Annotated in this window: 13 protein-coding genes; 4 read left to right on the top strand and 9 right to left on the bottom strand. The window is 50.3% G+C overall.

Going from position 1 to position 13,195, the window contains the following annotated elements; genetic code table 11:
• Positions 1-28: 28 nt before the first annotated feature.
• Positions 29-1,126 (top strand): PQQ-dependent sugar dehydrogenase, encoded by a 1,098-nt coding sequence (locus OGV75_RS12675; protein ID WP_149381098.1) that lies wholly within the window; start codon positions 29-31, stop codon positions 1,124-1,126.
• Between the two features lie 5 nt (positions 1,127-1,131).
• On the opposite strand, the gene OGV75_RS12680 is transcribed toward OGV75_RS12675, so the two are convergent.
• Entirely contained in the window at positions 1,132-1,758 is a 627-nt protein-coding gene (locus OGV75_RS12680; RefSeq protein ID WP_181545952.1) for a glutathione S-transferase family protein, read from the bottom strand.
• A gap of 328 nt (positions 1,759-2,086) precedes the next feature.
• Here OGV75_RS12680 and dacC point away from each other — a divergent pair, with 328 nt between their 5' ends.
• Positions 2,087-3,289 carry a serine-type D-Ala-D-Ala carboxypeptidase gene (gene dacC / locus OGV75_RS12685; protein ID WP_016156089.1) on the top strand — a complete coding sequence of 401 codons (1,203 nt, stop codon included), beginning with the start codon at positions 2,087-2,089 and terminating at the stop codon, positions 3,287-3,289.
• Between the two features lie 45 nt (positions 3,290-3,334).
• On the opposite strand, the gene deoR is transcribed toward dacC, so the two are convergent.
• Together deoR and ybjG are read right to left on the bottom strand one after the other, a co-directional pair.
• The gene (gene deoR / locus OGV75_RS12690) at positions 3,335-4,093 is read right to left on the bottom strand and encodes a DNA-binding transcriptional repressor DeoR (RefSeq protein WP_286480730.1); all 759 of its coding nucleotides are present in this window, start codon (positions 4,091-4,093) and stop codon (positions 3,335-3,337) included.
• Between the two features lie 64 nt (positions 4,094-4,157).
• A complete protein-coding gene (gene ybjG, locus OGV75_RS12695) occupies positions 4,158-4,766 on the bottom strand; it encodes an undecaprenyl-diphosphate phosphatase (protein ID WP_016156091.1) in 609 nt (202 codons plus the stop codon).
• Between the two features lie 297 nt (positions 4,767-5,063).
• Between ybjG and OGV75_RS12700 the strand changes: the two genes are divergently transcribed.
• The gene (locus tag OGV75_RS12700) at positions 5,064-6,296 is read left to right on the top strand and encodes an MFS transporter (RefSeq protein WP_047501216.1); all 1,233 of its coding nucleotides are present in this window, start codon (positions 5,064-5,066) and stop codon (positions 6,294-6,296) included.
• 28 nt (positions 6,297-6,324) lie between these two features.
• Here the strand turns inward: OGV75_RS12700 and OGV75_RS12705 are convergent, their stop codons facing one another.
• From OGV75_RS12705 to OGV75_RS12715, 3 genes are all read right to left on the bottom strand, one after another.
• Complete coding sequence (locus tag OGV75_RS12705; protein ID WP_047415290.1) at positions 6,325-6,606, bottom strand: hypothetical protein; 282 nt, start codon at positions 6,604-6,606, stop codon at positions 6,325-6,327.
• A 106-nt stretch (positions 6,607-6,712) separates the two neighbouring features.
• A complete protein-coding gene (locus OGV75_RS12710; RefSeq protein WP_220221566.1) occupies positions 6,713-7,528 on the bottom strand; it encodes a Cof-type HAD-IIB family hydrolase in 816 nt (271 codons plus the stop codon).
• On the bottom strand, positions 7,528-8,736 hold the full coding sequence (locus tag OGV75_RS12715) for an MFS transporter (protein WP_029139467.1): 1,209 nt from the start codon (positions 8,734-8,736) through the stop codon (positions 7,528-7,530). Before OGV75_RS12715 ends, OGV75_RS12710 begins: the two co-directional genes overlap by 1 nt.
• Before the next feature lie 85 nt (positions 8,737-8,821).
• Between OGV75_RS12715 and OGV75_RS12720 the strand changes: the two genes are divergently transcribed.
• Positions 8,822-9,382: a TetR/AcrR family transcriptional regulator gene (locus tag OGV75_RS12720; protein WP_222186544.1), complete on the top strand. Its 561-nt coding sequence runs from the start codon at positions 8,822-8,824 to the stop codon at positions 9,380-9,382.
• On the opposite strand, the gene OGV75_RS12725 is transcribed toward OGV75_RS12720, so the two are convergent.
• From OGV75_RS12725 to OGV75_RS12735, 3 genes are all read right to left on the bottom strand, one after another.
• The gene (locus OGV75_RS12725) at positions 9,369-10,166 is read right to left on the bottom strand and encodes an SDR family NAD(P)-dependent oxidoreductase (RefSeq protein ID WP_080859048.1); all 798 of its coding nucleotides are present in this window, start codon (positions 10,164-10,166) and stop codon (positions 9,369-9,371) included. The genes OGV75_RS12720 and OGV75_RS12725 overlap by 14 nt on opposite strands.
• Before the next feature lie 197 nt (positions 10,167-10,363).
• Positions 10,364-11,416 (bottom strand): phage integrase, encoded by a 1,053-nt coding sequence (locus tag OGV75_RS12730; protein ID WP_286480732.1) that lies wholly within the window; start codon positions 11,414-11,416, stop codon positions 10,364-10,366.
• An 82-nt stretch (positions 11,417-11,498) separates the two neighbouring features.
• Positions 11,499-13,175: an SNIPE associated domain-containing protein gene (locus tag OGV75_RS12735; protein WP_286480733.1), complete on the bottom strand. Its 1,677-nt coding sequence runs from the start codon at positions 13,173-13,175 to the stop codon at positions 11,499-11,501.
• Positions 13,176-13,195: the final 20 nt, after the last annotated feature.

Here is a 13,195-nt window from a genome sequence, read left to right on the forward strand (position 1 = left end):
CTTTATGCAGAGCCATTAAGGAGGTGTTATGCGTCGACTCTTTCTCTGTGCTGCCCCACTCGCGCTATTTTCCTCTTATGCCGGCGCGGTAGAGGTGGAAGTGCTGCAAACGAAACTCGATCATCCGTGGTCGCTGGCGTTTTTACCCGACAATCGCGGTATGCTCATTACGCTCAAAGGCGGCCAGCTTCGCCTTTGGCAGTCAGGGAAGGGGCTTTCCGACCCGCTAACCGGCGTACCCAAAGTCTGGGCGAATGGTCAGGGGGGATTGCTTGATGTGGCATTAGCTCCAGATTTTAAACAATCTCGCCGGGTGTGGCTTAGCTTTGCTGAAGCTGACGGTGAAGGTAACGCCGGGACAGCGGTTGGTTACGGACGATTGAGCGACGATCTCAAACATCTGCAAGGGTTCCAGACCATTTTTCGCCAACAGCCGAAGCTCTCCAGCGGAAACCATTTTGGCGGACGTATGGTTTTTGATGGCAACGGTTATCTGTTTATTGGCCTTGGTGAAAACAATCAACGTTCTACCGCACAGGATCTGGATAAGCTGCAGGGCAAGGTCGTACGACTGACCGATGAGGGAAAAATTCCGCCGGATAATCCGTTTGTGAAGAGGGCCGGAGCGCGGGCAGAGATTTGGTCATATGGTATCCGCAACCCGCAGGGGATGGCGATGAATCCCTGGAGCGATACGCTATGGCTCAATGAGCATGGTCCACGCGGGGGCGATGAAATCAATATCCCGGAGAAAGGGAAAAACTATGGTTGGCCGCTTGCGACCTGGGGCGTTAACTACAGTGGTCTTAAAATTCCCGAAGCAAAAGGCCCAATTGTTGCTGGAACAGAGCAACCCATCTTTTACTGGGAAAAGTCACCGGCGGTCAGCGGAATGGCTTTTTATAATAGCGATACCTTCCCACAGTGGCGGCAGAAGTTGTTCATTGGCGCGTTGAAAGATAAAGAAGTGATCGTGCTGAGCGTCAAAGGGAATGCCGTCACCGAAGAGGGTCGTCTGTTGCAGGAAAGGGGACAACGGATCCGTGATGTGCGCGTCGGACCAGACGGGTACTTATACGTACTAACCGACGAGTCCGACGGGGAATTACTGAAAGTGAGTCCCTGATTTAGTTAGCTGACCGGGATCATTACGACTTTTTGAAACGCCGGACGTTCGGTCAGTTGCTGATACCAGTTCTCCAGATGTGGGCGCGGGGTCCAGCTCAGGCCAACGTTGAACAGGTTATAGATGAACGGCGCAACGGCGATATCGGCAGTGCCAAATTCAGCCCCGGAGAACCATGGCTGGTCCGCCAGCGCGTTATCCAGAATGGCAAACAGGTTATCGCACACCTGGCTACCCGCCTCGATTGCCGCCATGTCGCGTTTCTCGGCAGGGGTTCTGACCAGGCCAAACAAGATAACCCGATGCGCAGGGCTCAGCGTCTGGTTTGCCCAGTCCATCCATTTTTCACCGACGGCGCGCGCGGCCGGGGCGTCAATCCACAAACGCTTTTGTCCGTACTGAGCTGCCAGATAGCGGACAATGGTATTGGATTCCCACAGAACAACGTCCGTTTCATCATCACGTAGTAGCGGGACCAGTCCGTTCGGGTTGAGTGCCAGATAGTTGGCATCGCGGTTACCGCCATGCTGTCCGCCCGCCAGAATTTGGTTATACGGCAGTTCCAGTTCCTCGAGCGTCCACAATACTTTTTTTACGTTGGTCGAGTTATTGCGACCCCACAGTGTAATCATAGTAACCCCGCAAATTAATTGAGCAGCTTTATGGCTGCTGATGCCATCTGACTAGCCCACATGGTGGGGTAAACCTAATATTTACGCAACAAAGTCTAAAAAAATCGTGCCAGGAGCAGCGCAGCGCGGTGTTATTGCATAAACTTTAAAAACTTTACCAACTTACGGTTTCTTTAAGCTCGTTAGTGCGTTATTACTCACCGCACTTATTTTACACGTCATCCATCAGACCTTTTCTGCATGGTTTGGCCAGGGTCGCCTGGCTGGTTTTGTGTAAACACGGTGTGGTATGACGTGGTTTTTTGGAATGGATACTCGGGTGGCATTTATGACGCAATACTTCTCTTCACTTCGCAGCTTTGCTGCAGGTTCTGCACTCTTAATCCTTTTGGCGCCGAGCGTACAGGCGGCGGAGCAACCAACGGCCCCACCGAGCGTCGACGCGCGCGCGTGGATCCTAATGGATTACGCCAGCGGTAAGGTACTGGCGGAAGGTAATGCTGATGAGAAACTGGATCCTGCCAGTCTGACTAAGATCATGACCAGCTATGTGGTCGGTCAGGCGCTGAAGGCCGGGAAAATTAACCTCAACGATATGGTCACCGTGGGCAAAGACGCCTGGGCGACCGGTAATCCGGCCCTGCGCGGTTCGTCTGTTATGTTCCTCAAGCCCGGCGATCAGGTTGCAGTGTCCGATCTGAACAAAGGCGTTATCATCCAGTCTGGTAACGATGCCTGTATCGCACTGGCTGATTACGTTGCTGGCAGCCAGGAATCCTTCATTGGTCTGATGAACGGCTACGCGAAAAAACTGGGGCTGACCAATACCACTTTCCAGACCGTGCATGGCCTGGATGCGGCAGGACAGTTCAGTACCGCACGTGATATGGCCCTGCTCGGGAAAGCGCTAATCCACGATGTACCGGAAGAGTACGCTATCCACAAAGAGAAAGAATTTACCTTTAATAAAATCCGCCAGCCGAACCGCAACCGTTTGTTGTGGAGCACCAACCTGAACGTGGACGGTATGAAAACCGGTACTACGGCCGGGGCGGGATACAACCTGGTCGCTTCTGCGACCCAGGGGGATATGCGCCTGATCTCCGTGGTGTTGGGGGCGAAAACCGACCGCATTCGTTTTAATGAGTCAGAAAAGTTGCTGACCTGGGGCTTCCGCTTCTTTGAAACCGTTACGCCGATTAAACCGGATGCCACTTTCGTGACGCAGCGCGTCTGGTTTGGCGATAAGAGTGAGGTTAATTTGGGCGCCGGAGAAGCGGGCTCGGTGACTATCCCGCGTGGTCAGCTCAAAAACCTGAAGGCCAGCTTTACCCTGACCGAACCACAGTTAACCGCGCCGCTGAAGAAAGGCCAGGTTGTGGGGACTATCGACTTCCAGTTGAACGGGAAATCCATCGAGCAGCGTCCACTGATGGTGATGGAGGCCGTGGAAGAGGGGGGATTCTTTAGTCGCATGTGGGACTTTGTGATGATGAAATTCCACCAGTGGTTTGGCGGCTGGTTCTCTTAATCTTAGCGTTTGCCGGATGACGCTATCGCCATCCGGCAGTATCGCTTAATACATCAGTTTGATACGTTGCGCTTTCGCGTGCTCAACAAACGCCTCGTCAGGACGGCTATCGCTGACGATGGTATTAAAGCGTTTTACTTCACCCATCCGCGCAGGACGCACCTTACCAAATTTGCTGTGATCGACCACCAGCACGTGATGCTGCGCCATCGACATCGCCCAGTGTTTCACCGGTAGCTCTTCCAGGTTAAAACAGGTCGCGCCTTTCTCAATATGAACGCCAGCTGCGGAATAAAAAGCGATATCCGGGCACAGGTTGTTCAGCGTTTCCTGGAAATCAAGCGGTTTGAAAATTGCGTTGCTGGCATGGAATTCGCCACCACACAGAATGACGCGGCACTGCGGTTTTTCCTGCAGCACCAGAAACGTATTCAGCGAGTAGCAGATTGCGGTGAAAGGCAATTCATTTTCGATAGCCTCAATGATCCACGGCGTGGTGGTACCACAGTCGAAAAAGATAGTCTGATGTGCCTGCACGAGGCTTGCCGCCATCTGGGCGGCACGGCGCTTTTCATCAACCAGTCGGGATTTTTGATCGCTGATTAAATAGTGATTGGCGCTGCGGGGTTCCAGAACAATATAGCCCCCGAGCAAGACGACGGGAGCATCGTGATTATTCAGGTCGCGACGAATGGTCATCTCAGATACGCCCAGCAGCGTCGCGGCTTCTTTGAGGTGTAATTTATCGCTGCGTTTCAGCGCCTGCAGTAATTGACCAATACGCTCGTCGCGTCGAGTTTCCATAGTTCCCCTGGAGAGTAGAATAAGTGCTCAGTATCGCGCTTAATACTACTCTTTTTACCGTGGGTTAGTCACGCACCCAGCCTTTACGGATGGGCAGAGCGAAGCAGGCGCGATAGCCATTTTGCAAGCCGAGGTACAGGGGCGTGCCAAACCGCTGCCAGATCATCTGGGCGCTCAGGCAGCCAATCAGCCCGGCGAGTAATCCTCCCAGCATATCCAGCGGCCAGTGTACGCCAAGGTAGACCCGCGACCAGGCAATCGCCACAGCAACGACCATCAGCAGAGCGCCCGTCCACAGCCGATGCCAGAACAGGAAAGCCAGTGCAAAGGTAAAGATAACCGTACCGTGATCGCTCGGGAAAGAGTCATCCGCCGCATGATGCAGGAAGTTGTAACCGATGTGGTTAACAAACGGACGATCGTGAGGGAACAGATGCCCCATCAGCCATGAAATCGTCAGACCGACGATCAGCGCAATCGCCATTTTTATAACTAACTGGCGCTGGAGAGTAACCTGGGCCCGCGGCCCCCAAAGCCAAAGCACAACGGCTAACAGCGGTACGATGTTAATCAGGTCTTTGGCAATAAAAATGGCAAGCGATATCATCCATTGCGCAGAGTCCGGCGTGGCATTGATGAGATAAAAAAGTGAATTGTTCAGATTTTCCAGCATATCGTCCAGACTCAGTGTAATCGTTAAAAAGGCCCATGAGGGGAGAGCATAAAATTGCTTTCACGGGATAAAAAGCGGTCTTGTCTTATTTGTCTGTTAAATGACTATTTTTCAGACAATTAATGAGACTTAATGAACATGATAGCGGCCTCAACTTAAATTAACCTTAACGCAAAATGTTCCTGAGCAAATGAGTGTAAAAATGTGCGCAATTTGCTTTCAAATCACATAATTCACTATCACCAGTACGGCGCATTTATTACACTTTGCGCGATTTTTCTATAGTTAAGAGACTGCATGCAGAACCGTTTATCTTCAGGCGCCCGTTTGGGGCGTCAGGCATTACTTTTCCCTCTCTGTCTGGTGCTTTACGAATTCTCTACTTATATCGGCAACGATATGATCCAGCCCGGAATGTTGGCGGTGGTGGAGCAATATAATGCCGGATTAGATTGGGTGCCCACATCCATGACCGCCTATCTGGCTGGCGGCATGTTTTTGCAGTGGTTATTAGGACCGCTGTCGGATCGAATTGGACGTCGCCCGGTGATGTTAACCGGCGTGCTCTGGTTCATTGTGACCTGCCTTGCAACCCTGCTTGCGCAGAATATTGAGCAATTTACCTTCCTGCGTTTTTTACAAGGGATAAGCCTGTGCTTTATTGGCGCGGTGGGTTACGCCGCAATTCAGGAATCCTTTGAAGAAGCGGTGTGCATAAAAATTACCGCGCTGATGGCAAACGTAGCGTTGATTGCGCCCCTGCTGGGGCCGTTGGTCGGCGCAGCCTGGGTACATGTTCTGCCGTGGGAAGGGATGTTTATCCTGTTTGCCGCCCTGGCCGCCATCTCTTTTTTTGGTCTGCAACGCGCGATGCCGGAGACGGCAACCCGGCTTGGTGAAAAGCTGTCGATTAAAGAGCTGGGCAAAGATTATAAGCTGGTGCTGAGGAACGTGCGCTTTGTTGCAGGCGCGCTGGCATTGGGTTTTGTCAGCCTGCCGTTACTGGCGTGGATTGCGCAGTCCCCGATTATTATCATCAGCGGTGAACATCTCAGCAGTTACGAATATGGCCTGTTGCAGGTGCCGATTTTTGGCGCGTTGATTGCCGGTAACCTGGTACTGGCGCGCCTGACCTCGCGAAAAACCGTACGTTCGCTGATTATCATGGGCGGCTGGCCAATCGCCGTCGGGCTGGTGATTGCCGCTGCGGCCACGGTGGTGTCATCCCATGCGTATCTATGGATGACAGCGGGTTTAAGCATCTATGCGTTTGGTATTGGCGTGGCGAATGCGGGACTGGTACGTCTGACGCTGTTTGCCAGTGAAATGAGTAAGGGCACGGTTTCTGCCGCCATGGGTATGTTGCAGATGCTGATTTTTACCGTCGGTATTGAGCTGAGTAAACACGCTTATCTGCTCGGAGGAAACGGCTTGTTCAGCCTGTTCAATCTGGCAAGCGGCGTACTGTGGGTGATTCTGATGGTTATCTTTCTGAAAGATAAACGGGTAGGGGATTCACGGGAAGGTTAAAGCCCGGTTGCCCGGGCCAGGCAAAAACTTAGTGGTGATCGTCAATCTGGTGTTCGATGATCATTCCTTCACCGACGCTGGCAACATGTCGCGCATAAGGATGTGCGCGATAGACAGGGGCCGGGGCAGGCGTCGGAGCAACATACACCGTTTGTGGCGCGGTGGTAACGCTGACCGCTTGCGGAACGCTGACGGAAGAGGGCACTACCACCACCTTATAACCGCTTGGTACATCAACGGTAACGCTTTGCGCAAATGTTGTCCCCGCAAAACCCAGCAACAATGTCGCTATCAGTACACTTTTCTTCATAATCCGCTCGTCTGAATATTCACTGGAGGTAATAATCCAGCGGGTTAATTTGAGGCGGATTATGAATAGATCATGCCATCATTTTGTTGCCGTCTGTGCTGAGGCGTTATTGCGTAAACGGTGCTTCATTCTTTAACACGCGGTCGATAATATCCAGCACGCCCTCTTCGTTGTTCGACCCTGCGCGATATTTTGCCGCCTGGATAACCGGCTCATGGGCGTTCGCCATTGCAAAACTAAATCCTGCCTGACGCAGCATCTCAATATCATTGCCGCCATCGCCAAACACAACAACCTCATCGTCGGTAATATTCCAGCGTTGTTGCAGCAGACGCAGACCGTTTGCCTTATGCACTCCGGGTATAATTAAATCGATGCTGCCGTAGCCGGTATGTACCGGTACCATAATGTCGCCAATCGCCTCATGGAGGTCAGCCTGCACCTGGGGGATACGATCGTCTGAAATATTTAGCCCGAACTTGAAGAAAACGTCATTGAGGTTGTCAAAATTATCCACAAATTCAAGACGATGATAATACATGGCGGAGACCGTCTTATGCTCATCGCTGTACCGCTTCAGGGTATAAGCGCTATTTTTACCGCAGGCGATAATGTCGGTGTCCGTACGGGTCAGCAGATGTTCCACGATGGCCTGGAAATCGTCTTTTGCCAGCTCGCCGTTAAAGACATCTTCCCCTTCACTGACCACCCATCCGCCGTTTTCGGCAACAAATGAGATTTCACTGGCCAGTTCAGGAAAAAAGGAGATGAGCTGGTAATATTGGTTGCCGCTGGCGACCACAAAGCGGATCCCTTGTTCTTTCATCTGGCGATATTGCGCCATAAAGCGCTCACGATTATAGGTTTTTTGGTCGCTTAAAAATGTGCCGTCCATGTCGACTGCAATCAGTTTGATACGCATTAGCTGTTCTCCATCACAGTGGTATTTTTGAGATCCGGTTTTGCCACCGCTTTCGCGACGATGGCGGCGACAAGCACCAGCGCCAGCACCACCAGCATAGCGCTACGCAGGCCGTAGTGTTCACCCAGGTAGCCCAGCAGCGGTGGTCCAACCAGGAACGCCAGATAGCCGGTAGTGGCGACAACGCTGACGCGGGTTGGCGCATCGGGGCCGGTGTCGCTGGCAGCCGAAATGGTCAGTGGGAAGCCCAGTGATGCGCCGAGTCCCCACAAAATAACGGAAACACCCGCCACCCAAGTGCTGTCGACAAAAATAATCAGGCTAATCCCAAGAGCACCCATTAGCGCACTGGCGCGCACTACCGCGACGCGGCTGTAGCGGTCGATGAACCAGCCGCCAGTAAATCGTCCAACGGTCATACCCAGCGTAAATCCGGCATAAATCAGCGAGCCTGATGTCGGGCTAAATCCATGTCCGTCCACCATCAGCAGCGGAAGCCAGTCGTTGGCGGAACCTTCAGCAAATGCCATTGCGAGCACCACGACGCCAATCAGCAATAGCTGAATATCGCGATAAAAAGGCAGTCCTTTTTCGCCGGAGTGAGACCCGTCAGCGGCATTTTTACCCGTGCCGTCAGGAATGGCTTTGATGGCGATGAAAATAGGGGTGATAGCCACCATCGCCGCCAGCAAGATATGCGCGGTCGCCGGTACGCTGAAGGCGGTAAGCATCATCCCGACTCCGGCACCCGCCAGCGTTCCCAGGCTGTAAAAACCGTGCATCATCGGCAGTACGGTTTTATTCATTTCGCGCTCAACAGCCGCACCTTCGACGTTGATGGCAACTTCTGCTGCGCCAAAGCTGGCGCCGAACACGCCCAGACCAAATGCGAAAAGCCATGCGGAATGCAGCCAGAGTGCCACGCTGAGGATTGCCATTCCGAGGACAGCGCAAGACATGGTGGTACGGATCACTTTACGCGTGCCAAATCGTTTCACCAGCCAGGCCGAACAAAGAATGCCACTCATCGAACCAATTGAGAGTCCAAACAGCACCGCGCCCATTTCGGCGGTTGAGATGGAGAGGATATCTCTGATGGCAGGGGTACGCGTTGCCCAGGAAGCCATTAATAATCCTGGTAAAAAGAAGAACGTGAACAGTGCCCAGGTGCGACGTCTTAAGGCTTTGCGTGATGAGATGCCAGTCATGAATTCGAGCCGAAGAAAAGAGGAAAGAAGACAACCTTAGCAAGGTTGTGTACATTTGTACACAAATGCAAGAAGAGGTAATGCAGTGCGACGTGCGAACGATCCGCAGCGGCGGGAAAAAATAGTTCAGGCGACTCTGGATGCGGTAATAGCCCATGGTATTCATGCGGTTACACATCGGAAGATTGCGACAATTGCTCAGGTGCCCTTGGGTTCTATGACCTATTACTTTTCGGGAATTGATGAGCTTTTAATGGAGGCGTTTGAGCATTTTACTGACAGGATGATGCTGCAGTATCAGGCTTTTTTTGCCGACGTTGCGGATGCGTCGCAGGCTTGCCATGCGATTACCGATATGATTTACAGCTCCCAGGTCACGACACCCGATAACATGGAACTCATGTATCAGCTGTATGCCTTCGCCAGCCGTAAACCGGCACTAAAAACGGTGATGCAAAACTGGATGTTACGCAGCCAACAAACGCTGGAGCAGTGGTTTGCTCCGGTTACGGCGCGGGCGCTGGATGCGTTTATTGAAGGGATGACGCTGCATTTTGTCACGGACAAAAAACCACTGCGGCGAGAAGATATCTTGCTGATGGTGGAGCGTATTGCGGGGTTGCCCGCGACGGTCAGCTGTGCGTAGCGCCGCCGGTTATATTCACCACCGTTGCGGTGATTGCTCCGGCATGGTCTGAAGCCAGAAAGGTCATTACCTCAGCGATTTGTGCAAGCGTAGGTAGGCGCCCAAGCATGGTACTTTGCGCCGCACCAGCTAACCATTGTGCGACGGTAATACCCATTGACTGCGCTTTAGCAGTAAAAATTTCCCCGGTATAGGAACCGGCCTGAACGGCATCCACAATCGCATGCGAGCGCACGCCGACGACCCGAATATTCGCCGGCCCCAGTTCGCTGGCAAGCGCTTTAATAAAGGCCTCTGTTCCCGCACAGCCAACGATGTGTCCCAGATGTCCAGGCATCGCCATCGGGGCCGCGGGCGCAACAACGGTGAGAATGACGCCAGCACGATTGCCGCCCATGTGTGGTGTTACGGCTTTTGCGATATTGAACTGCGCCGAGAGGAAAGGGGTGATACCGCTCATAAACTCAGAAAGGGATAATGCCTCGATGCGTTTGCCCTGTTCATGCATAAAGCCGGTTGCGTTAACCACCACATCTATTCCACCGGTTTGCTGCGCAAGGTGAGTAACTTGTTTTGAGGTACCGTATTCGTCGAGGACATCGGTGACAAAGGTTTCGACGGCACCGCCCGCGGTTCGAATGCTACTGGCCGCCCAATCCAGCTTTTCCTGACTGCGCGCGCCCAGATACACATGAGCGCCTTCACGCGCCATAGCATGCGCAACTGCACTGCCTATAGCGCCGCTGCCACCGAAAATTACCGCGACTTTGCCTGCGAGTAACATAGCAACCACCTATTACCTTTAGCTCTGACTAAAAGTATGCGTCATAACCGGCATGCTGCAAATGTGAGAGAGTTTCGGGGGAGGGAGTCAGCGAACGCAAAATTCAGGCAACAAAAAACCCATTTATGTAAATGGGTTAGTGAAAACAATGAGTTGCAGGATAATCAATAAGTTGGGTTGGTGGTGAGAAGTGACGATTACGGGGGATTGTCAACCGCTGTCGCCACTTTATCGCCACTTGGCAATGTTGCCAACGGGTTAAAGCGAAGGGCCGTTTCAAGGTGGTCGGGGGCCAGATGAGCATAGCGCATGGTCATTTTTATATCGTGGTGGCCTAGGATTTTCTGGAGGGCAAGAATGTTTCCACCAGACATCATAAAGTGTGCTGCGAACGTATGACGCAGAACGTGGGTAAGCTGCCCGCGTGGAAGTACAATAGAGGTTTTCTCCATCACAGATAAAAACTGGAAGTAGCAGTCAGTAAAGAACTTGAAACCATCCAAGGTTATTATTTCCTCATACAGCTCTTTGCTGATCGGTATGCTGCGGTTCTTTTTGCCTTTGGTCCTGACGAAAGTAATGCGGTACTTAGTTACCTGGGAGCGTGTGAGGTTTACAGCTTCGCGCCAGCGTGCTCCGGTACTCAGACAGATTTTAACGACCAGAGCGAGAAGGGCGCTTTGGCGTTGGCAGTCATTCAGAAGTTCTGTGATTTGTTCATGCGTCAGCCAGGCCATTTCCTTTTCCGATATAGTGAACTTGCGCATGTTTTCCAAAGGGTTTGGTGCTGTCCATTCACCGAGTCGGGCCAACTCGCTAAAAACACCACTCAGATAACTTTGCTCCAGATTGATAGTGACTGGGCTGGCACCTTTCTTCCACTTCTCGCTAAAGTAGATTTCACCCGTCAGGCGTTTGTCGCGGTAATGAGCGAATAATTTCGAGTTGAGATCAGTAGCGAGAGGGTTTCCGAGTGCATCGACCATCAGGACCAACTTGTCGTAAACATGCTCACCAGCAGTCAGGGATTTGCCGTGCAGTTTGAACCAGAGTTCAACGACGTCTTTCAGAGTTCGGCGATCTACCGATTCACCCAGCCAGGGCTTAGCTTCAGTTTCCTCCATTGTGTGCCGTTCAAATGCTAACGCTTCACCTTTAGTGGCGAATTGTTTACGTACGCGGCGTCCGCTGCGGCCCGCAGGGTAGCATTCACAAATCCATTTTCCAGTGTTGAGTTTTCGTACAGTCATAAAAAAGCCCTCATATCTGAGGGCTAAATTTAACTGTATATTTAAACAGTAATCAATGTATGATTAACGTAAATCATACATGCTACGCAACTATTAGTTCTTCATTTTCTTTGGTAACTAAATTGCGTTCATTTTCGATGGCTAAAGATTCTCTGTATTCTTTAGCTTCAGCAAACATTGTCCAATGTGCATTGATGTTCATACTATCAATCGTGGATTTAATATCCTTAATGCCAACATTGAAAAATTCTTTACGGGAGTTAACTTTGTTCAATTGCTTGTCATTGAACACTTTGTGCAAGTGATTTTCTAATGATGGTGCGTCTTCACTGTAAATCATTGCATGTACATCGAATGAGAATGGAACACTAGCATCACCAAGTTCACGTACACGATCCAATGGTTCAAGACGGCGTGTCATGCCGATTTTGTATACGTCTTCGCCGAAGGACCCGATGTTACTAATTACGTAAACATGACCTGAGCGTGTTTGTTGCGCCATGGAAATAGCTCGTTGGTTTTTGGCTTCAGCTTCTTCATATTTAGCTTGCAGTTCAGCTAGTTTTTGCTCCAGGACTAAGCGTTGCTCTTCGCCTGCGAGCATTAATTCTTTGGTCGCTTTATCAATAGCCTGTTGAATTGCTTTCTCTTCTTTTTCTGCTTCTTTTATCGCTTTTTCATACTCCCTGCGCGCTTTTTCTTCTTCGCGCAATTGTTCTTTAATTCGCCTTTGCTCCTCCTTTTCTTCAAGCATAATTTCATTTACCGCAACACCCCATTTTAGTTCATTTAGGCGGGATTGAAGGTAGATATCGGTAATCTGAGCAGATCTAAAAGCTGAACCGTTATAGTTCACCAGTTGAAAAGCGTCCTTAATCTCTTGAGAAAGCTTCCCGAAATTGTTGTGCTTGATTTTAGAGAGGACACTATCAACTTTTCCATTAAAAGCATCCAGTACAAAATTAATTGCAGTATTTCGTCTGTTAGTCTCAACGTAGTCACAGCTTGCTGCCTTGCCTGTTTTGATAAGAGATTTAGTTAACTCTCTGGCTTTTTGAAGCTCCTTGCCCGCTTCGGTAAATTCATAATTGTCTGCTAGTTCATCTAGTACGCTACGGTTTGGAACTATCCATTCATCACCATACCCCTCAATTTTATTTTTCATGGACTTGGCTACCGCCTGATAGGTTTCAGCAAATTCTTTTGCTTCGTATGCAGAGCCTGCAATTTCTTTTGCCCTAATTTCTGCATCTGAAATTATCTTCATGGCATTATCATTGGCATTTGATATTAGTTCATTTGCTTTGCTATTTGCATTATCCAATCGTTCTTTTGCTTTTAATCGAGTCTCTCGAGCATCTTTTGTTATGGATACCGCTTCACTATTTGCATTGCTTATTGTTAAACGGGCTTGATTGTTTGCTTCGATGATAAGTTTATTTGCTTTGGTTTGAGCTTCGTTAATTTTATCTTTTGCTTCTGCATCAGCTGTTTTTATCTTTTTCTCAGCATCTAACACAGCATTATGCAACTCTTCATATTGCCATAATGGAGCTGCTCTACCTTCCAACTCTGAGTAATCACGTATAGCTTGGGCTAAATTTTCTTGACTTTCACTCAATTGATTCGAAAGAGCTACATTGCTAACGGTAAGAGTATCAATCTCTGCTTTGTGTCTTTTGCTCTTCTTGAATAAAATGACAGCAAGGATAGGAGTTAGTATAGCTAACAAGAAAACTACAATAAGAAATAAATCCATTTCTAAATCCTTTTACTTAA

It is taken from the genome of Citrobacter sp. Cb028, assembly GCF_030336705.1.
Taxonomy (GTDB): Bacteria; Pseudomonadota; Gammaproteobacteria; order Enterobacterales; family Enterobacteriaceae; genus Citrobacter; species Citrobacter braakii.